22 protein-coding genes are annotated in these 24,278 nt (G+C 59.2%); 9 read left to right on the top strand and 13 right to left on the bottom strand.

Annotated features, from left to right (window positions below; genetic code table 11):
- Positions 1-36 precede the first annotated feature (36 nt).
- Positions 37-1,989, bottom strand: a complete 1,953-nt coding sequence (gene acs, locus HHL25_RS15445; RefSeq protein ID WP_169593163.1) for an acetate--CoA ligase — start codon at positions 1,987-1,989, stop codon at positions 37-39.
- Between the two features lie 237 nt (positions 1,990-2,226).
- On the opposite strand from acs, the gene HHL25_RS15440 reads away from it, so the two are divergent.
- Positions 2,227-2,928, top strand: coding sequence for a DUF1013 domain-containing protein (locus HHL25_RS15440; RefSeq protein ID WP_169593161.1), 702 nt, complete (start codon positions 2,227-2,229; stop codon positions 2,926-2,928).
- Positions 2,929-3,149: 221 nt separating this feature from the next.
- Here HHL25_RS15440 and HHL25_RS15435 read toward each other — a convergent pair whose 3' ends face one another.
- Positions 3,150-5,057 carry a propionyl-CoA synthetase gene (locus HHL25_RS15435; RefSeq protein ID WP_169593159.1) on the bottom strand — a complete coding sequence of 636 codons (1,908 nt, stop codon included), beginning with the start codon at positions 5,055-5,057 and terminating at the stop codon, positions 3,150-3,152.
- A gap of 137 nt (positions 5,058-5,194) precedes the next feature.
- Positions 5,195-5,854, bottom strand: coding sequence for a YggS family pyridoxal phosphate-dependent enzyme (locus tag HHL25_RS15430; RefSeq protein ID WP_169593157.1), 660 nt, complete (start codon positions 5,852-5,854; stop codon positions 5,195-5,197).
- 201 nt (positions 5,855-6,055) lie between these two features.
- Between HHL25_RS15430 and leuS the strand changes: the two genes are divergently transcribed.
- From leuS to holA, 3 genes are read left to right on the top strand one after another with little or no spacing between them, the layout of a single operon-like run.
- On the top strand, positions 6,056-8,683 hold the full coding sequence (leuS, locus tag HHL25_RS15425) for a leucine--tRNA ligase (RefSeq protein ID WP_169593155.1): 2,628 nt from the start codon (positions 6,056-6,058) through the stop codon (positions 8,681-8,683).
- Positions 8,673-9,191 carry a hypothetical protein gene (locus HHL25_RS15420; protein WP_246701844.1) on the top strand — a complete coding sequence of 173 codons (519 nt, stop codon included), beginning with the start codon at positions 8,673-8,675 and terminating at the stop codon, positions 9,189-9,191. The genes leuS and HHL25_RS15420 overlap by 11 nt, the downstream gene beginning before the upstream one ends.
- A gap of 13 nt (positions 9,192-9,204) precedes the next feature.
- Positions 9,205-10,251, top strand: coding sequence for a DNA polymerase III subunit delta (gene holA, locus HHL25_RS15415; protein ID WP_169593153.1), 1,047 nt, complete (start codon positions 9,205-9,207; stop codon positions 10,249-10,251).
- A 7-nt stretch (positions 10,252-10,258) separates the two neighbouring features.
- On the opposite strand, the gene HHL25_RS15410 is transcribed toward holA, so the two are convergent.
- The 8 genes from HHL25_RS15410 to hemE form a co-directional block, all read right to left on the bottom strand.
- On the bottom strand, positions 10,259-11,140 hold the full coding sequence (locus HHL25_RS15410; protein WP_169593150.1) for a ParB/RepB/Spo0J family partition protein: 882 nt from the start codon (positions 11,138-11,140) through the stop codon (positions 10,259-10,261).
- A 30-nt stretch (positions 11,141-11,170) separates the two neighbouring features.
- Entirely contained in the window at positions 11,171-11,965 is a 795-nt protein-coding gene (locus tag HHL25_RS15405) for a ParA family protein (RefSeq protein ID WP_169593146.1), read from the bottom strand.
- On the bottom strand, positions 11,962-12,618 hold the full coding sequence (gene rsmG / locus HHL25_RS15400) for a 16S rRNA (guanine(527)-N(7))-methyltransferase RsmG (protein ID WP_169593143.1): 657 nt from the start codon (positions 12,616-12,618) through the stop codon (positions 11,962-11,964). Before rsmG ends, HHL25_RS15405 begins: the two co-directional genes overlap by 4 nt.
- A gap of 2 nt (positions 12,619-12,620) precedes the next feature.
- On the bottom strand, positions 12,621-14,492 hold the full coding sequence (mnmG, locus tag HHL25_RS15395) for a tRNA uridine-5-carboxymethylaminomethyl(34) synthesis enzyme MnmG (RefSeq protein WP_169593141.1): 1,872 nt from the start codon (positions 14,490-14,492) through the stop codon (positions 12,621-12,623).
- A gap of 55 nt (positions 14,493-14,547) precedes the next feature.
- A complete protein-coding gene (mnmE, locus tag HHL25_RS15390; RefSeq protein ID WP_169593139.1) occupies positions 14,548-15,879 on the bottom strand; it encodes a tRNA uridine-5-carboxymethylaminomethyl(34) synthesis GTPase MnmE in 1,332 nt (443 codons plus the stop codon).
- A 106-nt stretch (positions 15,880-15,985) separates the two neighbouring features.
- On the bottom strand, positions 15,986-17,251 hold the full coding sequence (gene rho / locus HHL25_RS15385) for a transcription termination factor Rho (RefSeq protein ID WP_185808999.1): 1,266 nt from the start codon (positions 17,249-17,251) through the stop codon (positions 15,986-15,988).
- A gap of 191 nt (positions 17,252-17,442) precedes the next feature.
- Entirely contained in the window at positions 17,443-17,985 is a 543-nt protein-coding gene (gene hemJ, locus HHL25_RS15380; RefSeq protein ID WP_169593136.1) for a protoporphyrinogen oxidase HemJ, read from the bottom strand.
- Between the two features lie 2 nt (positions 17,986-17,987).
- Positions 17,988-19,022 (bottom strand): uroporphyrinogen decarboxylase, encoded by a 1,035-nt coding sequence (gene hemE / locus HHL25_RS15375; protein WP_169593134.1) that lies wholly within the window; start codon positions 19,020-19,022, stop codon positions 17,988-17,990.
- A gap of 404 nt (positions 19,023-19,426) precedes the next feature.
- Here hemE and HHL25_RS15370 point away from each other — a divergent pair, with 404 nt between their 5' ends.
- From HHL25_RS15370 to dnaQ, 5 genes are read left to right on the top strand one after another with little or no spacing between them, the layout of a single operon-like run.
- Entirely contained in the window at positions 19,427-20,248 is an 822-nt protein-coding gene (locus HHL25_RS15370; RefSeq protein WP_169594005.1) for a pyruvate, water dikinase regulatory protein, read from the top strand.
- A 40-nt stretch (positions 20,249-20,288) separates the two neighbouring features.
- On the top strand, positions 20,289-20,888 hold the full coding sequence (locus HHL25_RS15365; protein ID WP_169593131.1) for a Maf-like protein: 600 nt from the start codon (positions 20,289-20,291) through the stop codon (positions 20,886-20,888).
- Positions 20,881-21,738, top strand: coding sequence for a shikimate dehydrogenase (locus HHL25_RS15360; protein WP_169593129.1), 858 nt, complete (start codon positions 20,881-20,883; stop codon positions 21,736-21,738). Before HHL25_RS15365 ends, HHL25_RS15360 begins: the two co-directional genes overlap by 8 nt.
- On the top strand, positions 21,738-22,334 hold the full coding sequence (gene coaE, locus HHL25_RS15355) for a dephospho-CoA kinase (RefSeq protein ID WP_169593126.1): 597 nt from the start codon (positions 21,738-21,740) through the stop codon (positions 22,332-22,334). Before HHL25_RS15360 ends, coaE begins: the two co-directional genes overlap by 1 nt.
- Positions 22,335-22,338: 4 nt before the next feature.
- Positions 22,339-23,043: a DNA polymerase III subunit epsilon gene (gene dnaQ, locus HHL25_RS15350; protein ID WP_169593123.1), complete on the top strand. Its 705-nt coding sequence runs from the start codon at positions 22,339-22,341 to the stop codon at positions 23,041-23,043.
- Between the two features lie 61 nt (positions 23,044-23,104).
- Here the strand turns inward: dnaQ and secB are convergent, their stop codons facing one another.
- The gene (gene secB, locus HHL25_RS15345) at positions 23,105-23,578 is read right to left on the bottom strand and encodes a protein-export chaperone SecB (protein WP_169593121.1); all 474 of its coding nucleotides are present in this window, start codon (positions 23,576-23,578) and stop codon (positions 23,105-23,107) included.
- Positions 23,579-23,668: 90 nt separating this feature from the next.
- Positions 23,669-24,175 (bottom strand): FxsA family protein, encoded by a 507-nt coding sequence (locus HHL25_RS15340; RefSeq protein ID WP_169593118.1) that lies wholly within the window; start codon positions 24,173-24,175, stop codon positions 23,669-23,671.
- Between the last annotated feature and the right edge of the window lie 103 nt (positions 24,176-24,278).

Genomic DNA, 24,278 nt, shown 5'->3' with positions numbered 1-24,278 from the left:
GAGGGGCTCAAGGGGGACTTCTGAAACAGTAAGCGATCAGGCGCTCTTGTTTTGACGGTTCGCGATCAGATCATCGACGACGCCCGGATCGGCGAGCGTCGAGGTATCGCCGAGCGCACCGAAATCGTCCTCGGCGATCTTGCGCAGGATACGCCGCATGATCTTGCCCGAACGGGTCTTCGGCAGGCCGGGAGCGAACTGGATCTTGTCCGGTGTCGCGATCGGGCCGATTTCCGCGCGGACATGCTTGATGAGCTCCTGACGAAGCGCCTCGTCACCATCGTGATCCGCCATCAGCGTGACATAGCAGTAGATGCCCTGACCCTTGATGGAATGCGGGTAGCCGACGACGGCCGCTTCGGAGACGAAGTGGTGCGACACCAGAGCCGATTCCACTTCCGCCGTGCCGAGGCGGTGGCCGGAGACGTTCAGAACGTCGTCCACGCGTCCGGTGATCCAGTAATAGCCGTCTTCGTCGCGGCGGCAGCCGTCGCCGGTGAAGTATTTCCCCTTGTAGGTGGAGAAATAGGTCTCGGCAAAGCGGTGGTGATCGCCATAGATCGAACGCGCCTGGCCCGGCCAGCTGTCGGTGATGCAGAGATTGCCGTCGGTGGCGCCCTCGAGCACGTTACCCTCATTGTCGACCAGCTGCGGCTTGACGCCGAAGAACGGAAGGGTCGCCGAGCCCGGCTTGAGATCAGTCGCGCCCGGCAGCGGGGTGATCAGGATGCCCCCTGTTTCGGTCTGCCACCAGGTATCGACGATCGGCGACTTCTGCTCGCCGACGACGTTGTAATACCATTCCCACGCTTCCGGATTGATCGGCTCGCCGACCGAACCGAGGAGACGAAGGCTCGACCGAGAGGATCTCTTGACGAACTGGTCGCCCGCGCCCATCAGCGAACGGATAGCCGTCGGCGCTGTATAGAAGACGTTGACCTTGTGCTTGTCGATGACTTCCCAGAAGCGTCCCTGGTCGGGGAAATTCGGCACGCCCTCGAACATCAGCGTAGTGGCGCAGTTCGCCAACGGTCCGTAGACGATATAGGAGTGGCCCGTAACCCAGCCCACGTCCGCGGTGCACCAGTAGATCTCGCCGTCCTTGTAGTCGAAGACGTATTCGTGCGTCATCGAAGCATAGACGAGATAGCCGCCGGTCGTGTGGACGACACCCTTCGGCTTGCCGGTCGAACCGGAGGTGTAGAGAATGAAGAGCGGATCTTCCGCCTTCATCTTGACAGGCGGGCAATCCGGCTTCGCCTTGGCAGTTTCCTCGTGATACCAGAGGTCGCGGCCCGGCGCCCAGCCGATCTTGCCGCCGGTGCGGCGCACGACGAGAACCTTGTTGACGATCACATACTGCTTGGCTGCGATGTCGATCGCGGTGTCTGTGTTTTCCTTGAGCGGCACCGGCTTGCCGCCGCGCAGGCCTTCATCACAGGTGATGACGAAGGTGGACTCGCAGTCGACGATACGGCCGGCCAGGGCGTCAGGAGAAAAACCGCCGAAGACCACCGAGTGGATCGCACCGATGCGGGCACAGGCGAGCATCGCATAGGCCGCCTCCGGGATCATCGGCATGTAGATGGTGACGCGATCGCCCTTCTTGACGCCCTGATCCTTCAGGACGTTGGCGAGGCGGCAGACGTGATCGTAGAGCTGGTTGTAGGTAATCTTCTTGTCGATATAGGGGTTGTCGCCTTCCCAGATGATCGCCGTGCGTTCGCCATGGGTCTTCAGGTGACGGTCGATGCAGTTGTACGAGACGTTGGTTAGGCCGTCCTCATACCACTTGATCGAGACCTTGCCCTTGAAGTTGGTGTTCTTGACCTTGGTGTAAGGCTTGAACCAGTCGATGCGCTTGCCATGCTTGTCCCAGAACTTTTCCGGGTTCTCGATGCTGTCTTCGTACCACTTCAGGTACTTGTCCTTGTCGATCAGGGCACGGCTCTTTGCCGACTTCAGCACCGGATAGGTTTTGGCTGACATGAACACCTCCTCATGTTGACGCGCCAATTATGTGTCGGGTCGCAGGTTCTCCTCCCGTGACCCCTGACGAACATTCATAGCAGTTCAAAAGCACACAGCAATTAGACAAAGGTCATTCGCGGCTTCAAGAATTGCAATTACGCTACATTGCGGGTATAAGACATGTGATTTCCCAGAAATTGTGGCTTAAACCACGGCCCGCGACCCACGGCGCGGACGCAGAGAAGGATTGTTTCCATGGCCCAGACATTGCTCATGCCAAAGGCGACGGCCGTATGGCTTGTCGACAATACCGCGCTGTCATTCGACCAGATCGCGCAGTTCTGCAAGCTCCACCCGCTCGAGGTGAAGGCGATCGCGGACGGCGAAGCGGCTCAGGGCATCAAGGGTCTCGATCCGATCGCCACCGGCCAGCTTTCGCGCGACGAGATCGCCCGCGCCGAGAAGGATCCGAACCACAAGCTCAAGCTCTCCGAGCCGAAGGTTCGCGTTCCCGACAGCAAGCGCCGCGGCCCGCGCTACACGCCAGTTTCCAAGCGCCAGGATCGCCCGAACGCCATTCTCTGGCTGGTGCGCAACCATCCGGAACTGAAGGACGCCCAGATCTCGCGTCTCGTCGGCACGACCAAGTCGACGATCGAGCAGATCCGCGATCGCACGCACTGGAACTCGACCAACCTGACGCCAATGGATCCAGTCACGCTCGGCCTCTGCAGCCAGATCGATCTGGACATGGAAGTCGAGAAGGCCTCGAAGGGTCGACCGCTGCCGACCGCAGCCGAACTCGGCGCGACCCTGCAGTCTGCAAACGAAACTGAGAACCTCGGCTTCAGCTATGAACGCGAGGAAGAGAAGGAAATCGACGTCAACGCCGTCTTCTCCAAGCTGCAGTCGCTCAAGTCCGACCGCAACCAGGACGAAGACGACGATCGCTACTGATCCTGCTTCGGTTATCAGTCACGCATTTGAACCCCGGAGGGCCTGCCCTCCGGGGTTTTTCGTGACGGGGTTCGGCATCGTGATCAATAGGCGAGACCGCAGTTACGGCGCTCTACATAGGGCGAGGGGCTGACACACGGAAATCTTTGGTCACAGCGAGAAACCATGCGGCGAAGTAGCGTCCCGCTTCGCCGCACGGTTTCCCGGATTCTTGATTGTCCTCAGCCGTGACCGTGCTTCTTGAGAACGTCGGTGATCTCATCAAGGATTGCCGGATCATCGATTGTCGCCGGCATCTTCCATGGCATGCCGTCGGCGATCTTCTGCATGGTGCCGCGTAGGATCTTGCCGGAGCGGGTCTTTGGAAGGCGCTCGACCTTCATCACCGTCTTGAACGCCGCGACCGGACCGATTTCGTCGCGCACCAGCTGAACCACTTCGCGCTGGATGGCGGAGAAGTCCCGGTTGACGTTGTGCTTCAGCACAAGGAAACCGCAGGGGATCTGGCCCTTGAGCTCGTCGGCGATGCCGATGACCGCGCATTCGGCCACATCCGGATGCATAGCGCAGACTTCTTCCATCGCGCCGGTCGACAGACGATGTCCAGCGCAGTTGATGATGTCGTCGGTACGCGCCATGACGAAGACATACCCGTCCTCGTCAACGATACCGGCATCGGCCGTCTTGTAGTAACCGGGAAACTCCTCGAGGCAGGACGAGCGGAAGCGCTCGTCGGCATTCCAGAAGGTCACGAGACACCCAGGCGGCAGCGGAAGCTTGACGACGATGTTGCCGAGTGTCCCACGCGGCACCGGATGACCGGCGTCGTCGAGCACGTCGACCGCATAGCCGGGCATCGGCACAGCCGGGGAGCCATACTTGACCGGAAGAAGGCCGAGGCCTGCCGGATTGGCTGCGATCGGCCAGCCGGTTTCGGTCTGCCACCAATGGTCGATGACCGGAACCTTGAGCATCTTCTCGGCCCACTTGATCGTCTCGGGATCGGCGCGTTCGCCGGCGAGGAAGAGCGCGCGCAAGCCGGAGATATCATATTTGCGAACAAAATCGCCATCCGGATCATCACGGCGAATCGCACGGAAAGCCGTCGGCGCGGTGAAGAGCGCTTTGACGTCGTGATCGGCAACCACCCGCCAGAAGGTTCCGGCATCCGGCGTCCCGACCGGCTTGCCCTCGAAGATGATCGTCGTGTTGCCGGCGAGCAGGGGACCATAGACGATGTAGGAGTGCCCGACGACCCAGCCGATGTCGGAGGCTGCCCAGAAGACTTCGCCGGGCTTCACGCCGTAGATGTTTTCCATGGTCCAGGCGAGCGCCACCATATGGCCGCCGTTGTCGCGAACGACGCCCTTCGGCTGACCGGTCGTGCCCGACGTGTAGAGCACGTAGAGTGGGTCGGTCGCCGCGACCGGTTCACAGGCTACCGCAGTTCCGTTGACGCGTTCGACCTCGACCGCTTGGGCCAAGTCGACGTCGCCGTGTTCGTATCGCAGCGGCGCATGCAGTTCGTCGCGCTGAAGGACGAAGCAGTATTCCGGCTTCACCTTTGCCATGTCCACCGCGTGGTCGAGCAGTGGCTTGTAGGGAACGATGCGTCCAGGTTCGAGACCACAGCTCGCACTGATCACGGCCTTGGCGTTGCAGTCGTCGATGCGGGTCGCAAGCTCATGCGCGGCGAAGCCGCCGAAGACGACCGAATGCACCGCGCCTATACGGGCGCAGGCGAGCATGGAGAACACCGCTTCCGGGATCATCGGCATGTAGATGATCACCCGATCGCCCTTGCCGATTCCGTGGTTCTTGAGAACCGCAGCAATCGCCGTTACTTCCGCAAGAACCTCGTAGAAGGTGTAGCTCTTCTTCGCACCGGTCATCGGGCTGTCGTAGATGACCGCCTTCTGCTCGCCGCGACCTGCCGCGACGTGGCGATCCAGGCAGTTGTGGCAGGTATTGGTTTCTGCTCCGGTAAACCAGCGGCCATAAACGCCCGCCTCGGGATCAAAGACCTTTTCGGCAGGCTTGAACCAGTCGAGCCGATCTGCCTGGGTCTTCCAGAATGCCTCAGGGTTACCCATCCACGACTGATAGGTTTCCAAATACTTGCCTTGCATGAATTCCTCCCGATGCGACGCGAGACTTTTGAAATTTTGTCGCAATAGTAGGGAGCAGGCCTTGATCTGGAAAGCCAGACCAAAGCGGTATACCCACGATGATTACATCGAGAGATACGTAAGACGCAAACGTTGTATCAACGTGAACCGAAGATGGCGGAACCGACGCGCACGCTCGTCGCCCCGAACGCAATGGCTGTTTCAAAATCGCCCGACATGCCCATGGACAGCTTTTCGAGGCCGTTCCGTGCCGCGATCCTGGCCAGCAATGCGAAGTGTGGACCAGGGTTTTCGTCTGCCGGCGGAATACACATAAGCCCTTCCACCGGCAAGCCGATCTCGTCCCGGCACAGGCGCACAAAGGCGTCGACATCATCCGGAGCGATACCCGCCTTCTGGGGCTCGAGCCCGGTGTTCACCTGAACGTAGAAGCGCGGCGCCCGGCCTTGGCGCTTCCCTTCCTCCGCAAGCGCACGGGCGATTTTCTCGCGATCGACAGTCTCGATCACGTCGAAGAGCGCGACCGCATCGGCAGCCTTGTTCGATTGCAGCGGCCCGATCAGGTGGAGTTCCAGCCCATCGGTCTCGGCCTTGAGCGCCGGCCATTTTCCCTGCGCTTCCTGGACCCTGTTTTCGCCGAAGACACGCTGTCCGGTAGCGATGACCGGGCGAACATCGTCGGCGTCGAAGGTCTTGGAAACGGCAACGAGCTGCACGGAATCCGGCTTACGATTCGCCTCGACCGCCGCCTTCTTTATCCGCGCCTGAATATCGGCCAATCTTTCCTCAACGCTCATGTCTGCACCCGTTCCTTGTCTTATCTTTCAAGCGTCAGACTATCCCGCGACACCGCTGCGGAGACTCCAAAATCGACGCATTGCAGATAGCTTCTAGCAGCCACGCGCAAATGGCCGCAATGGCCTCAAAAACTTGACGCTTGGCCGGTTTCGTGGTGAAGGTCACGCCCATCCTTCCTTGCTATTCCGGAAATGCAGAATATGGCCACCGAACGTTACAATCCGCGCGACGCCGAACCACGCTGGCAGGCGAAATGGTCTGACGCAGGCGTCTTCGTCACCGACAACAACGACAAGCGCGAGAAGTACTACGTCCTCGAGATGTTCCCCTATCCGTCGGGACGCATCCACATGGGCCATGTCCGGAACTACGCGATGGGCGACGTCGTCGCGCGCTACAAGCGCGCCCGCGGCTTCAACGTTCTTCACCCGATGGGCTGGGACGCTTTCGGCATGCCCGCTGAAAACGCAGCCATGCAGAACAAGGTTCACCCCAAGGAATGGACCTACCAGAACATCGCAACCATGCGTGGCCAGCTGAAGTCCATGGGCCTGTCGCTCGACTGGTCGCGCGAATTCGCGACCTGCGATGTCGAATATTATCATCGCCAGCAGTATCTGTTCCTCGACATGTTGGAAAAGGGCCTCGTCTATCGCAAGCAGTCGAAGGTGAACTGGGATCCGGTCGATCACACCGTGCTCGCCAACGAGCAGGTGATCGACGGACGCGGCTGGCGCTCCGGCGCCCTGGTCGAACAGCGTGACCTCGTCCAATGGTTCTTCAAGATCACGGATTTCAGCCAGGACTTGCTCGATGCGCTCGACACGCTCGACCAGTGGCCGGAGAAGGTCCGGCTCATGCAGAAGAACTGGATCGGCCGCTCGGAGGGCTTGACCCTGCGTTGGGAGATCGCTGGTTCCGCTCCCGCAGGCCACAGCGAGGTTACCGTCTACACGACACGCCCGGACACGCTGTTCGGCGCCTCCTTCCTGGCAATCGCTGCCGATCATCCGCTGGCCAAGGCCGTTTCCGAAAAGAACGCCGACGTTGCCGCCTTCTGCGACGAATGCCGGCGCGCCGGCACCTCGCTCGCAGCGCTCGAGACCGCAGAAAAGAAGGGCATCGATACCGGCGTCAAGGTACGTCACCCCTTCGACGCCTCCTGGGAACTGCCGGTCTACGTCGCCAACTTCGTCCTGATGGACTACGGCACCGGCGCGATCTTCGGTTGCCCGTCCGGCGACCAGCGCGACCTCGATTTCGCCCGCAAGTACGATCTGCCTGTCGTGCCGGTCGTCATGCCGAAGGATGGCGATGCGACGACGTTTGTGGTTGGCGACACCGCCTATGACGGCGACGGCGTGATGATCAATTCTCGTTTCCTCGACGGTCTCGACACCGAGCAGGCATTCGCAACGGTCGCCGACAAGCTCTCTGCAACGCTGCTCGGCAACGCGCCGCAAGGTGAGCGCAAGGTGAATTTCCGCCTGCGCGACTGGGGCATCTCGCGCCAGCGCTATTGGGGCTGCCCGATCCCCGTGATCCACTGCGAGGCCTGCGGGGTGGTGCCCGTGCCGAAGAAGGACCTGCCGGTGAAGCTGCCGGACGACGTGACCTTCGACGTGCCCGGCAACCCGCTCGACCGCCATGCCACGTGGCGCCATGTCGCTTGCCCGCAATGCGGCAAGGATGCACGACGCGAAACCGACACGATGGACACCTTCGTCGATTCGAGCTGGTACTTTGCCCGCTTCACCGCACCGCGCGAGGATCTTCCGACGATTCCGGCGATCGCCGACCATTGGCTGCCGGTCGATCAGTATATCGGCGGCATCGAGCACGCGATCCTGCATCTGCTGTATTCGCGCTTCTTCACCCGCGCGATGCGCGAAACTGGCCATGTGAACCTGAGCGAGCCCTTCAAGGGCCTCTTCACCCAGGGCATGGTCGTGCACGAGACCTATAAGCTGGGCACCGGTGCGCACGGCCAATGGGTCGCCCCGGCCGACATCCGCATCGAAGAAGTCGACGGCGCCCGCAAGGCCTTCCTGCTCTCAAGCGGCGAAGAAGTCAGCATCGGCTCGATCGAGAAGATGTCGAAGTCGAAGAAGAACGTCGTCGATCCGGACGATATCATCGCCTCCTACGGCGCCGACACGGCACGCTTCTTCGTCTTGTCCGACTCGCCCCCGGATCGCGACGTCATCTGGTCCGAAGCCGGTGTGGAAGGATCGCACCGCTTCGTCCAGCGTGTCTGGCGCCTGATCGCCGAGGCGGCCGAAGCCATGAAATCCGTTGAGGCGAATCCGGCTAAGGATGGTGCAGCACTTGCCGTTTCGCAGATTGCTCATCGTACGCTGGCCGCGGTCCAGGGCGATTATGACAAACTGGCCTTCAACAAGGCCGTGGCGCGCATCTATGAGCTGGTCAACGCCCTGGCCGGCCCCTTGACTGAGGTCGCGGCCGGCAAGTCCGACACGGTCTTCACGGCTGCGGTCAAGAACGCCACCGAGATCCTCATTCAGCTGATCAGCCCGATGACACCCCACCTGGCGGAGGAGTGCTGGCAGGTGATCGGCCGTGAAGGCATGGTGGCAACCGCGGCCTGGCCCGAATTCGAGCCCAGCCTGGTACAGCTCGACGAAGTCGTGCTTCCCGTCCAGATCAACGGCAAGAAACGCGCTGAATTGACAATCAGCCGCGACGCGGACCAAGATGCGGTAAAGGACGCGGTTCTCGCGCTCGATACCGTGAAGTCGGCCCTGAACGGGCAGGCTCCGAAGAAGATCATCGTCGTTCCGTTGAGGATTGTGAACATTGTCGTTTGACCCCGTCCGCGTGCCGGCTCGCCGGTTGAGCCTGGCGCTTTGCCTCACATTCACGGCGCTTGTGGCATCTTGCCAGGTAAGGCCGCTCTACAATGAAACGGCTGCGACCCAGGCAAACCTGGGCGCGATTGCGTATTCCGACGCGACATCGCGCGTGGAACTGGAAGTGCGTAACCAGCTCATCTTCATGACTGGCGGCGGCTCAGGCGAGCCGGCGTCGCCGCAGTATCGTGTCAAGCTCAAGGTCAGCTCCAGTGCCGGCGAGGTACTCGATTCCCAATCGACCGTCGCGCAGACCGGTCGCGTGCTTGTCATCGGCAACTACATCCTGGAGCGGGTTTCGGACGGCACCGTCTTGAAGGTCGGAACGCGCAAGACGGTTGCCCTTGTCGACTTCCCCTTCCAGGAATTCGCCAAGCTTCGTGCCATTCGGGACGCCGAAAACCGCGGTGCGCGCGAGCTTGCCGAGTTGATCCGCGCCGATCTTTCCATGGTTCTCGGACGCTGAGGCGGCCGGAGCCATGGCGGAGATCAAGTCTCACGAATTCGAAAGCTTCCTGCAGAAGTCGGTGCGATTCTATCGCATCTTCGTGATCTTTGGCCCGGACAGAGGGTTGGTCGCTGAACGGGCAGCACAGATCGCCGAATCAACCGGCGTGGATCTCACCGACAGCTTTGCCCTGATTCGTCTCGACATCGGCGATATCCAGTCTGACCCGGGTCGACTGATGGACGAGGTGAACTCGTTTGGTCTGTTCGGCGGAGAGAAGCTGATCTGGATCCGGGGTGCGGCAAACGAGAAGGGGCTGGTCGATGCGCTCCAGTTTCTGTCGGAGACGCCGCCTGAGACCAGTCACGTCATTATCGAAGCCGGAGACCTCAAGAAGGGATCGGCGCTTCGTAAGGTGGCCGAGGCATCCCGCGCAATTGCCACGATTCCTTGCTATCAGGACGATGCCCGTGCGATCAATGCCCTGATCGACGCTGAACTTGCGGCTGCGAGCCAGCGGATCACCCCCGCGGCTCGGGAAGCGCTGCAGGAATCGCTCGGTGGCGACCGGATTGCGTCGCGCAACGAAATCCGCAAGCTTCTGCTCTATTGCCTGCACGAGCCAATGATCGATGAACAGCATGTCATCGAGATCATCGGCGATGCGAGCGCGATCTCCACCGACGAGGTCGTGGATGCCGTGCTGAGCGGCGAGCCAGATGCTTTCCTCCATGCGATCCAGAAGATCGTCACGTCGAAGACACCAGTCTTCCTTGTCCTGCAGTCCTGCATGCGGCAATTCCAGCAACTCGAACAGATGCGCAACGAGATGGAAGAACGCCAGAGCCAGGCGAGCCAGGTCATGCAATCACTGGGACGTGGCATCCATTTCCGGCGCAAGCCGATCATCGAGCGCACGTTGCGCAATTGGAACGCCAGAGATTTGAGCAGAGAGGCGAGCCGGATCCAGTCCGCGATCCTTCAGACCCGCCAGAAGCAGGCCCTGGAGGACAATCTGGCACTCCAGACCTTGCTCGCAACCACACTGCAGTCGGCGCGGCGCAATCGCCGCGCCTGAGCGAGGCTCACGCGCGCCCTTCAAGCAGACGGCAGATCTCTTCGAGCTGATCGAGCGTCTTGTAGGCGATCTTGATCTGACCGCCATTGCCCTTGTGATTGATGGCGACCGCAAGGCCAAGGCGATCCGTCAGGCTGCGCTCAAGCGCAATGGTATCCGAATCCCTCGGTTCGCGCGGCTCGGCCGGCGGCGCATTCTGCGCCTTGATATGGGTCTGGGCGAGCTTTTCGGCATCACGCACCGAAAGGCCCTTGGATGCAATAGTCTTCGCCAGCGTAACCGGGTCGGGCGTGGAAACGAGCGCACGGGCATGGCCAGCCGACAGGCTTCCATCGGCGAGCATGTCGCGGACCGGATCAGGCAGCTTCAAGAGACGGAGACTGTTCGCCACATGACTGCGGCTCTTGCCAATGATCTCGCCAAGGTCGTTCTGCGTATAGCCGTGTTCGGCAATCAGCTGTTCATAGCCGAGTGCTTCTTCAAGCGGATTGAGATCCGCACGCTGGACGTTCTCGACGATCGCAAGCTCGAGGGCGGTGCGGTCGTCGACGTCACGAACGATCACCGGAATCTCGACCAATCCAGCCAGTTGCGCGGCGCGCCAACGTCTTTCGCCGGCTATGATTTCAAACCTGTCTTTCTCGCGGGTGCGAACCACAACCGGCTGGACGATACCGTGCTGACGGATTGAACCGGCCAGATCCTGCAGCTCGGCCTCGTCGAAATAGCGGCGCGGGTTCTTCGGATTGCGAGAGACGAATTCGATCGGCACGGTGCGGTCGGGGTTCACGCTGGGGCGCGTTTCACCGACCGGAACCGGCTGATCCATTTCACCGATCAGGGCCGCCAGGCCGCGACCCAGGCGGCGCTTGGAAATGTCGTCACTCATACACTATACCTCGTTGCTGGACCGCAAGGCTCAAGCCGCCTTGCGTTGTCTTTCCCGCTGGATGACCTCGGACGCCAACTGCAGATAGGCCTGGCTTCCGGCGCATTTCAGGTCATAGAGGATCGCTGGCTTGCCGTAGGACGGCGCCTCGGAAACGCGAACATTGCGCGGAATAAGTGTCGTATAGACCTTTTCACCCAAATGCATGCGCACATCGCTGACCACCTGTTGGGCAAGATTGTTGCGCGCATCGAACATCGTCAGGACAATGCCCTGAATGTCGAGGGTTGGGTTGACGGTATGACGTACCTGATTGATCGTCTCGAGCAGCTGGCTGAGCCCTTCGAGGGCAAAGAACTCGCACTGCAGGGGCACAAGCACCGAATGCGCTGCAGCCATGGCATTCATGGTCAGCAGGTTGAAGGAGGGCGGGCAATCGAGCAGGACGTAACTGTACTGCAGGGCATCGTCCGCATTCAGAGCCTTCTTGAGGCGGAAAACGCGATCTGCCTGCTGCGCGATCTCCATTTCAAAACCTAGCAGGTCAAGAGTCGACGGAACGATCGCAAGATTGGGCACCGCGGTATCCAGCGCCGCATCCGCAACGGTGTGCGTACCAACCAGTACGTCATAGGAAGAGAGCTTACGATCCCGACGATCAATGCCGAGACCGGTGCTGGCGTTGCCCTGGGGGTCGAGATCGACGATCAGCACACGCTCACCAATGGCGGCAAGTGCCGTCGCGAGGTTGATAGCGGTCGTCGTCTTGCCGACGCCACCTTTCTGGTTTGCAATCGTGATGATGCGGTTCTTTTCGACGGTCATTCCACACCTGACACTGTTTGAACCCTGCGCGTGACGCCAGCCAGCTCAAGGATTACGGAATCCGGCTCGATCGCGCTTCTGTGTATTAACAGATCGAAGACCCAGCGGCCACGCGCTTTGTCGATTTCGGCCTGATAATCCCGGCCTTTGTGAAAATAGCAACGCAGTGCCGGGTTGCGCAAAGCCCATGGCTCGGCAAAAGCCAGCAACTGATCCAGATCAGCCAGCGCCCGAGCCGAGATCGCGTCACATTCAAGCAGCTTTTTCGCCGCATCTTCAATTCGGATGGCGTGCACGGAACCGCGAGCGCCCGTCTCCGTCAACGCTGTCCGCAGGAAACTGGCCTTTTTGTGGTTGCTTTCGACAAGATCAACCCATCCATTGCCACTCTCGGTTTGCAGGATAGCAGTAATGACGCCCGGAAATCCTCCGCCACTTCCAAGGTCAATCCACCGTTTCGGTCCCGGAGCGATCTTGTAGATCTGGGCGCTATCCGCGATGTGCCGCAACCACATGTTTCCCACGGTCGAAGGGGCGACCAGATTGATCGTCGCAGCCCACTTTTGAAAGAGACTCGCAAAGCGTTCAAGCCTTTCAAACGTTTCACGTGAAACGTTCAGCCCGATGAGATCGGAAATCTGTTTGACCGACATGCTTAACCCGTCTTCCTCAAAGGCTCGTATTTTCGCAAAAAACCGATCAGCAGCGAGACCGCTGCTGGTGTCATGCCGTTGACCTTCTTGGCCTGTGCAATGTTTCGTGGCCGAGCAGCGCTCAACTTCAGTTTGAGCTCGTTTGACAGACCGGACAGCGACTCATAGTCAAACAGTTCCGGAATGACGCGGTCTTCCTCTCGTTGAACGTCGGCGATATCTGCTGATTGACGATCCATATACGCAGAATACAGAGCGTCAATCGACACCGCTTCTGACACGCGAGCCGAAACGGTGGAGAGCTCGGGCCACAAAACGCAGAGGTCACTCCATTGAATGTCGGGATAGGAAAGCAGCTCCCGACCTGAGCGGCGACGCCCGTCCTGGTTGACCACGATCCCCTTGGCGGCCGCTTCGTTCGGCGTCACGACCAGACCCTCAAGAGTCTCCATCGTAACAACGCGCGCCTCGCGGTATGCCTCGAACCGCTTCCTGCGCTCCGGACCGACGCAGCCAAGTTCAAGGCCGACCGGCGTAAGGCGCATATCGGCATTGTCAGAACGAAGCGTCAAACGATACTCCGCACGAGATGTAAACATCCGATAGGGTTCGGTCACGCCATTCGACGTCAGATCGTCAATCATCACACCGATATAAGACTGGGTGCGACTGAAAACGTAGCCATCTTGCCCGCAAGCGAGGCGCGCAGCATTCAGTCCGGCAACAAGACCTTGCGCACCGGCCTCCTCATAACCGGTCGTTCCATTGATCTGGCCTGCCAGGAAAAGACCGGCGATCTTTTTGACCTCCAGTGTCGGACTCAGTTCACGCGGGTCGACATAGTCATATTCAATGGCATATCCGGGCTGAAGAATTTGAACCTTCTCCAGTCCAGGGATCGTTCGGATATAGGCATCCTGAACATCTTCCGGCAACGACGTAGAAATTCCGTTGGGATAGACAGTATCGTCGTCCAACCCCTCCGGTTCAAGAAAGATTTGGTGTCCGTCACGATCACCGAACCGCATAATTTTATCTTCGATGGATGGACAATACCGCGGCCCGACGCCTTCGATTTGACCCGAATACATCGCCGAACGATGAATGTTACTGCGAATGATGTCATGCGTTGCAGCAGTCGTGCGCGTAATACCACAGGAGATCTGTGGGTTCGTAATTTCTTCGGTCAAAAACGAGAATGGTATCGGATCCGAATCGGCTTCCTGCCGGTCCAGCGACGCCCAATCGATGGTCCTACCATCCAAGCGCGCGGGCGTCCCCGTCTTCAGCCGACCAAGCTTTAACCCCGCCGAAAGCAACACCTCGCTCAGGCCCAAAGAAGGTGCCTCACCAACGCGCCCTGCCGGAATCTTGACGTCTCCGATGTGGATCAGGCCCCGCAGGAACGTGCCGCTAGTAATCACGATCGCCCGGCAGCGAATCTCCCTTCCACTAGAAAGCTGAACAGAGCCAATCCCATCCTCGTCACGAGTGAAGGAAACCACATCCCCTTCAACGATCATCAAACCCTCTGTCTCCGCAAGGGCCAACTGAACGGCGTTGCGATAGAGCTTGCGATCTGCCTGGGTCCGCGGCCCCCAGACCGCCGGCCCCTTCTTTCTGTTCAGCATGCGAAACTGAATGCCGCCGAAGTCCGCGCAACGACCCATGATGCCATCGAGCGCGTCGATTTCGCGGACAAGATGGCCCTTTCCGAGGCCGCCTATGGCGGGATTGCACGACATGGCCCCGATAGTGTCCGCACGGTGTGTCACGAGTGCTGTGCGCGCGCCGACACGTGCAGCTGCGCTGGCCGCCTCAGCACCAGCATGGCCACCGCCGATGATGAGGACATCAAAGTTATCGTCGGTCATGTCTTTGTCCTCCCTGTCCCGCGTTGCAAACGCAGGAATCAGTGTTTCACGTGAATCACTTGCCGACGCAGAACTCCGAAAAGATCTTTCCGAGCAACATCTCTACATCGATACGCCCCGTAATCCTGCCGAGACAGTCGGAAGCACGCCTCAGGTGCTCCGCCCGGATTTCCAGACCAAGATCCTGGCCGGAAATCGCATATCGTATTTCATCCATGGCTTCCCGAAGCCGCTGTCCATGCCTCAACCGGCTGGGAATCGCAAGAGAAAACGCGCCGACCTTTTCCTCCACAGCGTGTTGAATACGCTGCCTCAGTACATCGAATCCTGTCCCCGTCTCACTGGACAACAGAACGTCACACTCTGGTTTCGGATCCGAATCGGTAAGCAGGTCTGCCTTCGTCCGCACCACCAAGAGCGCCTGGCTATCCGAAACAGAGACAGAAAATTCCTCGCGGTCCAAAACGTCTAAAAGCAACAGCACCAGATCCGCTTCCTCGAGCTTCTCCAGCGCACGCGAGATACCCAACCGCTCAACAGGTTCATCGGTATCCCGCAAACCGGCGGTATCGTAAAAGTGGACAGCGAAACCACCAATATCGAGCTCGCAATGCAGGACGTCACGTGTTGTGCCAGCATATTCGGTAACGATCGCCACGTCGCGTCCCGCCAACCGGTTCATCAAGCTCGACTTGCCGGCATTCGGCCTGCCGGCAATAACAACCTTGTACCCGTCTCGGATGATCTCGCCCGTCCTCAGACCAGCCAGGACGCGCTCCAGTTCCTCGAGCAACATCGACATGTCCCCCCAGACCCGCTCCGACACGGATCCAGGGATATCGCCTTCATCGGAGAAATCGAGTTCTGCCTCGATCATTGCACGGGCGAAGACCAGCTTCTCCCGCCAACCTTCATAGACGGCAGACAGATGACCAGAACTCTGTTCGATCGCCAGACGCCGCTGCATCTCGGTGTCGGCTGCTAGAAGGTCCGAAAGGCCTTCAATCTCGACCAGATCCAATTTTCCGTGCTCAAAGGCGCGACGAGAGAATTCACCGGCCTCCGCGAGCCGGCAATCTGGAAAGCCAGACAGTTCTTCCAAAATGGCCCGCACCAGAGCGCGTCCGCCATGTATTTGAAATTCCAAGCAATCTTCACCGGTAAAGGAATTGGGACCGGGAAACCAGACAACAAGTCCCTGATCCAGTAGCAAGCCATTTCGGGTACGAATCGTTCGCAGCGCTGCCCGCCGCTGCTCCGGCACAGAACCAGCCATCGCGATGCAAATGGCCTCGCAGGCAGGCCCGCTGACGCGAACCAGCGCGACGCCCGATGGCGGCGCACCGGATGACAGTGCGAAAATTGTTTCCGTTCGGGGAAGGTGCATGGCTATTGGCCTATTCAGTAGCACAGAACATACCGGAACCGAATCGAGCGGCAGGTTGCCCCGCCGCTCGCTCATTCGTCACCAAACCTGAATTGCCTCTCTGAATTCAGGTGTTCATCGAGTCGAAGAAATCACCGTTGTTCTTCGTCTGCTTGAGCTTGTCGATCAGGAACTCGATCGCATCGGTGGTACCCATGGGCGCCAGAATGCGCCGCAGGACAAAGATCTTCTGGAGGTCCTGGCGCGGAACCAGCAGATCTTCCTTACGCGTACCGGATTTGAGAATGTCCATCGCCGGGAAGATGCGCTTGTCCGCGACCTTACGATCGAGAACGATTTCGGAGTTACCGGTACCCTTGAATTCTTCGAAGATGACTTCGTCCATGCGGCTGCCGGTATCGATGAGCGCGGTCGCAATGATGGTCAGCGAACCGCCTTCTTCGATGTTACGGGCGGCACCGAAGAAGCGCTTCGGGCGCTGCAGTGCGTTTGCGTCGACACCACCGGTCAGAACCTTGCCGGAAGAGGGGACAACCGTGTTGTAGGCCCGACCGAGACGCGTGATCGAATCGAGCAGGATGACAACGTCGCGCCCGTGTTCGACAAGACGCTTTGCCTTCTCGATGACCATTTCCGCGACCTGCACGTGACGGACGGCCGGTTCGTCAAAGGTGGAGGACACGACTTCACCGCGCACCGAACGCTGCATGTCGGTGACTTCTTCGGGACGCTCGTCAATCAGCAGAACGATCAGGTAGCATTCCGGATGGTTGGCGGTGATCGAGTGCGCGATGTTCTGCAGCAGCACCGTCTTACCAGTACGCGGCGGCGCCACAATCAACCCGCGCTGACCCTTGCCGAGCGGAGCGACCAGGTCGATCACACGCGCCGACAGGTCTTTGGACGTCGGAACATCGAGTTCCATCTTGAAGCGCTCGTTCGGATAGAGCGGCGTCAGGTTGTCGAAATGGACCTTGTGACGGATCTTTTCCGGATCCTCGAAATTGATCGTATTGACCTTCAGAAGTGCGAAATAGCGCTCGCCTTCCTTCGGGCCGCGGATCGGGCCCTCGACCGTATCGCCCGTCTTCAGGGAGAAGCGGCGGATCTGCGAGGGGGAGATATAGATATCATCCGGACCGGGCAGGTAATTTGCATTAGCCGAACGCAAGAATCCGAAGCCATCCTGCAGAACTTCAACGACGCCTTCGCCGATGATTTCCACATCCTGGCTGGCAAGCATCTTGAGGATCGCAAACATCAGCTCCTGCTTGCGCATCGTGCTGGCATTTTCAACTTCCAGCGATTCGGCAAACGTCAGGAGATCAGTCGGCGATTTGCTTTTGAGTTCTTGTAGCTTCATTTCAGCCATGAAGAAGGACCACGTTCTATTTTTTAAGGGGAAGGCGAGCCGGGTGAATTCGGTACGATCCGCGAAGGCCGCAAATGACTGAATGCTACGCAAGCCGATAAGATGAGATGGCGCGAAAATAGCGAGTCCGCCTGTGCCTCGCAAGCGAAAAGCAGAATTTATCGAAAATATCGACCGGTCACCGGATTGGTTCAGAACGGTTTGACAACCACAAGCACGACGATGATGATCATCAAAAGCGTCGGCAACTCGTTCATCAGGCGCCAGAAACGCGGTGTCCTCACGTAGTTTCCGTTGCCGAAGGACTTCACCGCCTTGGCGAAGTAGCCGTGAACACCGGAAAGGGCGAACACCGCGGCAAGTTTCGTATGAAGCCAGCCCCCCTGAAAGCCGAAAACGGTCCAGGCGATATAGAGACCCAGAACCCACGAAATGATCATGGCCGGGTTCATGATGACTTTGAGCAGCCGCTCTTCCATGATCGAGAATGTGCGGGCCTGGTCCGAATCCGGCTTACTGTCGCTGTGATAGATGAACAGCCGTGGCATGTAGAGCATGCCGGCCATCCAGGAGATCACGGCAACGACATGCAGTGCTTTGATCCAGGGATAGGCCGCATCTGCACCGAAGACGGCCACCGCGACCGCAATAGCACCAAAAAAAAGCAGCGCGGTGGCAGCCCTGAACGCCGCCTTTCGCCCCGCCTTCGCACTGGTCTGCCGCTCGGTAGTCACGCTTAGGCCCTCTTGCCACGAACACGGTTGATCAGCGCCGTCACGTGTTCTGGATCGGCCTGCGGCGTGATGCCGTGGCCGAGATTGAAGATGAGCGGACCATTGCCGAGCTTGTCCAGAATCCGGTCTATGCCTTCCTCGAGCGCCGTTCCGCCTGCAACGACCCGCATCGGATCGAGATTTCCCTGAACAGGGCCTTCCTTCTGCAATTCGGCTGCAAAGTCTAAGGGTACCGTCCAGTCGAGGCCGATCGCATCCGCCTTTGTCTTCTGGCGATAGTCGCGCAACAGCAATCCCGCACCCTTGGCAAAGGCGATGACCTTCGCATCCGGCCGCTGCGCCCGCACGCTGGCAATGATCCGAGCCACAGGCTTGGCGCAGTAGCGATCAAATTCTTCCTCACCGAGCACGCCGGCCCAGGAATCGAAGATCTGCACGGCATCGGCGCCGGCATCGATCTGCGCCACCAGGTAGGTCGCCGACATGTCCGCAAGGAAGTTCAGGAGATATTCGAACACTTCAGGATGCCGGTAGGCGAACAGACGGGCAGGGGCCTGATCCGGCGTTCCATGGCCGGCGATCATGTAGGTCGCAACCGTCCATGGCGCGCCGCAGAAACCGAGAAGCGTCGTCTCAGCAGGGAGCTCCTTCCGAAGACGCCGCACGGTTTCGATCACCGGGTCCAGATGCTTCATGAAATCGCCGGCGACCAGCTGGCGGATACCAATCTCATCGATCGGGTCCATCTGCGGGCCGTGACCCTCGCTGAACCTCACATTGCGCTTCAAGGCATCCGGGATGACCAGGATATCCGAGAACAAAATGGCGGCATCGAAGGCATAACGACGGATCGGCTGCAGCGTCACCTCGACGGCGAAGTCAGGCGTATAACAGAGATCGAGAAAGCTGCCGGCCTTGGCACGTGTCTCACGATATTCCGGAAGATAGCGCCCTGCCTGTCTCATCAGCCAGATCGGCGGTGGTGTCACGGTCTTGCCGTTCAGGACGTCGAGGATTTTCCGTTCGGTAGCGCTCAAGGCCTAAGCCCTTTCAAAAAAGAAAAGAGATATTGAATCTTCTTCTATTTCTAAGAGTCTGTGAGTATCAAGCTTTAAACCGGCTCCACAGATCCACCCCCAGAAGGTGAGCATTGACGCCGTTAGACCAGTTGTCTCTCATGTTTCTGGAAAAGTCCGTGAACAATTGCTATTTCCGCTGAAGATTCAGCACCTTGTTTAGTGGTGCCGATTGGAATCGTTCTGTGGAAAAGCTGTGAATTTTTTACGGCTACTGCGGCTTCTTACCACAATCCACAGCCTGCCAGAAAACTGCCCCGCCGACCCGCCGATGTGGATAAGTCGACACTTTTCCTCTTGCCTCCGGCTCGGTCGGACCGCTACCTCTCCTTGTCCAGGATTATCAACAGGTGGCTGAGAAGAACGTGGAGAACCGCAAAAACTTCTTCCATCTCCATCTCATTTCTGACTCGACGGGCGAGACTCTCATCTCCACGGGTCGGGCGGCTGCAGCGCAGTTCAAGTTCTCCAATGCGATCGAGCACGTGTATCCACTGATCCGCTCGAAGAAACAGTTGTTGCCTGTGCTGCAGGCGATCGACGATGAACCCGGCATCGTGCTTTACACCATCGTGGATCCCGATCTTGCGAACCTGCTGGAAACGACATGCCGCGAGATGGGGCTTCCAAGCGTCAATGTCCTTGCGCCGGTCATCGAGAAATTCCAGTCTTATCTCGGGACCCCTTCGCGGGGCAGGGTTGGTGCGCAGCATGTCTTGAACGCCGAATATTTTGCGCGCATCGAGGCACTGAATTTCACGATGGATCATGACGACGGGCAGGCGCCTGACGGTTATGATGAAGCCGACGTTGTCATTATCGGGATCAGCCGGACGTCGAAGACACCGACCAGCATCTACCTTGCCAACCGCGGCATAAAGACGGCCAATATTCCAATCGTAGTCGGTGTCCCTCTGCCGGACAATCTGTTGAAGGCGAAGAAGCCTTTGATCGTCGGATTGATCGCGACATCGGATCGCATCTCACAGGTTCGCGAAAATCGCGAACTGGGGGCTACGCCCGGTTACGACCGGAGCGATTACACCGATCGGGCGACGATTGCCGAGGAACTGAAATATGCACGCTCGCTTTGTGCGCGGAACAACTGGCCGCTCATAGACGTGACACGCCGCTCCATTGAAGAGACGGCCGCCGCGATCGTTGCCCTGCGGGTAAAGCTGCGATAAGCCGAATCCCGCATCGGAAAGACCAGAGGAGGCGATTGGCATGCCACAGACACTCGTGCTTGCGTCTGCAAGTTCGTCACGCCGGATGTTGATGGAGAATGCCGGGCTCTCTTTCCAGGCCGAAGCGGCGCAGATCGATGAACGAGCGGTAGAGCAAGACATCGCGCACAAGGCGCTATGTCCGGGTGAACTCGCGCTGGAACTTGCTCTTCGCAAAGCACTGGATGTGAGCACTCGTAATGTGGGTTCCCTGGTTGTCGGCTGCGATCAGACGATGTCGTTGGGCGAGCGTGTCTATCACAAGCCCGTAGACCGCGAGGAAGCGCGGGCCAATCTAGCCACGCTGCGAGGCAGGACCCACAGGTTGAACAGTGCCGTGGTGCTGGTGAGCGACGGAAAGGAGATCTGGCGGGATTTGTCGGTTGCCGATCTCAGGATGCGCGATTTCTCTGATGCATTCCTGGAGGATTATCTTGATCGATGTGGTGATGCGGTGATGCGAAGCGTCGGCTGTTATCAGCTGGAGGGTATCGGCATCCAGCTCTTCGACGATATTGTTGGTGACTACTTTACCATCCTGGGCCTACCTCTATTGCCGCTCCTGTCGGAGCTTCGTTCATTAGGGGTGCTGAATGTCTGATTCACGTGAAACAATTAACCATCGGGCTTTCGTTGTCGGCTACCCTATCAAGCATTCGCGCTCTCCGCTGATCCACACCCATTGGCTCAACAAGCTCGGCATCGCCGGCAGCTATGAACGCATCGAGGTAGCGCCGGATGGCTTTGCCGCCTTCGTCGGGAGCCTCAAGGACGGGACATCCGGCTTCTGCGGTGGCAATGTCACGATCCCCCACAAGGAGGCGGCCTATGGTCTCGCTGACCAGACCGACGCGCTTACGCAGGAGCTTGGGGCGGCCAACACTTTATGGCTCGAAGGCGGGCGCCTGATCGCGACGAACACCGACGGTGTTGGCTTCTTGGCGAATCTCGACGATCGTCATCCGGGTTGGGATAGAGGGGGCAGTGCCGTCGTCCTCGGTGCCGGAGGCGCCAGCCGCGCAGTGATACAGGCGCTCCGGGAACGCGGCTTTGCCGAGATCCATGTGGTCAACCGGTCGATCGAACGGGCAAGGGAACTGGCCGATCGCTTCGGCGCTAAAGTCCGGGCCCATCCGTTTGCCGCTTGCGGCGAACTGATGACCGGGGCGAACTTCTTCGTCAACACGACCTCGCTCGGAATGGACGGTGAGCCGGCGCCCGAATTGCCGTTCGCTGCTCTCGCCGATGGGGCCGTGGCCACCGACATTGTCTATGTGCCGCTGAAGACACCCTTTCTGCTTCAGGCTGAAAGGGCAGGTGTTCCGATCGTCGATGGTCTCGGCATGCTCCTTCATCAGGCGGCACCGGGGTTTGAAAAGTGGTTCGGCAAAAAGCCGGTCGTCGATGCGGAACTCCGCGCCCTGATCATTGCCGACATGGAGAAACATTGATGATCGTGATCGGCCTGACAGGATCGATCGGCATGGGTAAGTCGACCACTGCCGGGCTCTTCGCCGAGGCGGGCATCGCAGTCAACGATGCCGATCAGGTAGTCCATCAGCTCTATCGCGGCGAAGCCGTCGAACCGATCCGCGCGGCCTTCCCCGATGCGGTTACCGATGGAATGGTCAACCGGGTCGTCTTGGCCGAGAATCTGGCGAAGAATCCGGCTAAATTCAAAGAACTTGAGGCGATTGTCCATCCGCTCGTGCGTGCTCGTGAGCGCGCATTCCTCGAAAGCCGTCAGAAGGCGGGAGACGATATGGTCGTGCTCGATATTCCGCTGCTCTTCGAGACTGGTGGCGAGAAGCGGGTGGACGTGGTTGTCGTCGTGAGCGCAGATGCTGAGGTCCAGAAGAAGCGGGTCCTGGAGCGGGCGGGCATGACCCAGGAGAAATTCGCCATGATCCTTTCACGCCAGGTTCCGGACGCGGAAAAGCGTAAGAGGGCGAACTTCATTGTCGATACCGGCCATGGCATAGATGCGGCCCGGCGACGTGTCGCGGAAATCATTGCTGCCTTGCGAGCAGGAAGAAGAGGGGACTGACCCAATGCGTGAAATCGTCTTCGATACGGAAACGACAGGCCTCGAATTCAAGAATGACCGCGTCATCGAAATCGGTGGCATCGAACTTCTGAACCATTTTCCGACCGGCCGCAGCTTCCATGTCTTTATCAATCCGGGCGATCGCCGCGTCCATCCGGACGCGCTCGCGGTGCACGGCATCACCGATGACTTCCTCAAGGACAAGCCGCCCTTCGAGCAGATCGTTGAAGAACTGGTGGAGTTCTTCGAAGGCGCGAAGTGGGTCGCTCACAACGCCACCTTCGACATCAACTTCATCAATGCGGAATTCGAGCGTCTTGGCCGTCCGCCGGTCGCGACCGACCTCGTGGTTGATACTCTCGCACTGGCGAGACGCAAGCATCCGATGGGTCCAAACTCGCTGGATGCGCTCTGTCGTCGATACGGCATCGACAATTCCCATCGTACCAAGCACGGCGCTTTGCTCGACTCCGAACTCCTTGCCGAGGTCTACATCGAAATGCTCGGTGGCCGCCAGGCGGCTTTCGGATTGATGCCGGCAGAAGGTGGGCGCGCCGGTGCAACGGGCAATGAGGAAGTCGAGATCATCGAGATCAGTTACGACCGTCCGCGGATGTTGCCGCCACGGGTCAGCCAGGCGGAGATTGACGGGCACGCGGCATTGGTGGCTCGGCTCGGCCAGAAGGCGATCTGGGGCAAGTACAACTGATCCGATACGAAAAAGGCCCGGTCAACCCGGGCCTTTCCATGTGGTCTTATGTGTGCGCCGATCAGTTCGGGGCAGATACCTTCGCCCGGGACTGCTCTTCGGCAACGCGCTGGGCGAACATCTGGGCAAAATCGATCGGGTCGATCATCAGCGGCGGGAAACCGCCGTTGCGCGTTGCGTCGGCGACGATCTGGCGAGCGAATGGGAACAGAAGACGCGGGCATTCGATGAAGAGGACCGGCAGCATGTGTTCCTGCGGAAAACCGGTGACGCGGAAGACGCCGCCATAGACGAGTTCGCAGGCGAACAGGACCTTGTCGCCATCCTTTGCTTCAGCGTTGAGCGCGAGCACGACGTCGAAATCGGATTCCGAGAGCGGGTTGGCGTTGACGTTCACGTTGATGTTGATCGCCGGAGCCTTGTCGCGCGACTGCAGCGACCGCGGAGCGCCCGGATTCTCGAACGAGAGATCCTTGATGTACTGGGCAAGAATGTTGAGGGAAGGGGACTGCGATCCCTGATTTTCGTCTGCCATAGGGCGTTCCTCGCGGCTTGAATTGGTGAGGCCATCTAACATTTCGGCAAAGGCCTTACAACCCTTGCGCCGGACGGCCTCCAGCCCCGCTCAATCTTCGCGTCCGTCGCGCACGGAAGACCAGGGCGACTGGCGGTTGGGTTCGCGTTGATAGTCCTCCGTATCGAGATCGATGACGGTCGAACGGCCGGTATCTCTCTCAGTCGAGGACGTGTTTGTACGGTAGGAGAAATGGCTTGCCCCCGCAAAGGTCACATGGGGTCGAACAAGCGACCACACGAATTCGCGAACGAAAGGAATGAACAGCAGGATTCCCAGAATGTCGGTGAGAAAGCCGGGAATGAGCAACAGGAAGGCGCCGACCACGATCATCGCGCCGCGGGTGATCTCACGCGCCGACCCCTTCTCATTGCGGCTCTCGGTCTGCAGGCGCCGGAGCACGCCCGCGCCCTGAATGCGCAGGAGCAGGAGACCCACCACGCCTGAGAGGATGATGAGGGCAAGCGTCGCGAGGACGCCGATATATTTCCCGACGAAGACGAATGTGGCGATCTCCGCGAGGGGTAGAAGCAGTAGGATCGCCAAAGGTATGCGCATTGTTCTATTCTCCAATCGATCCGCTGTTCACGGACCCGTGCGTGCCACCGTTCAAAGAAAGCCGATTGGCTATTTGAATGATGATCATAGGCAGACTATATGG

The sequence above is a fragment of the Rhizobium terricola genome, from assembly GCF_012927355.1.
Lineage (GTDB): Bacteria > Pseudomonadota > Alphaproteobacteria > Rhizobiales > Rhizobiaceae > Allorhizobium > Allorhizobium terricola.
The sequence above is the reverse complement of the archived record's forward strand: the minus strand, read 5'-3'. Positions and strand labels throughout refer to the sequence as shown.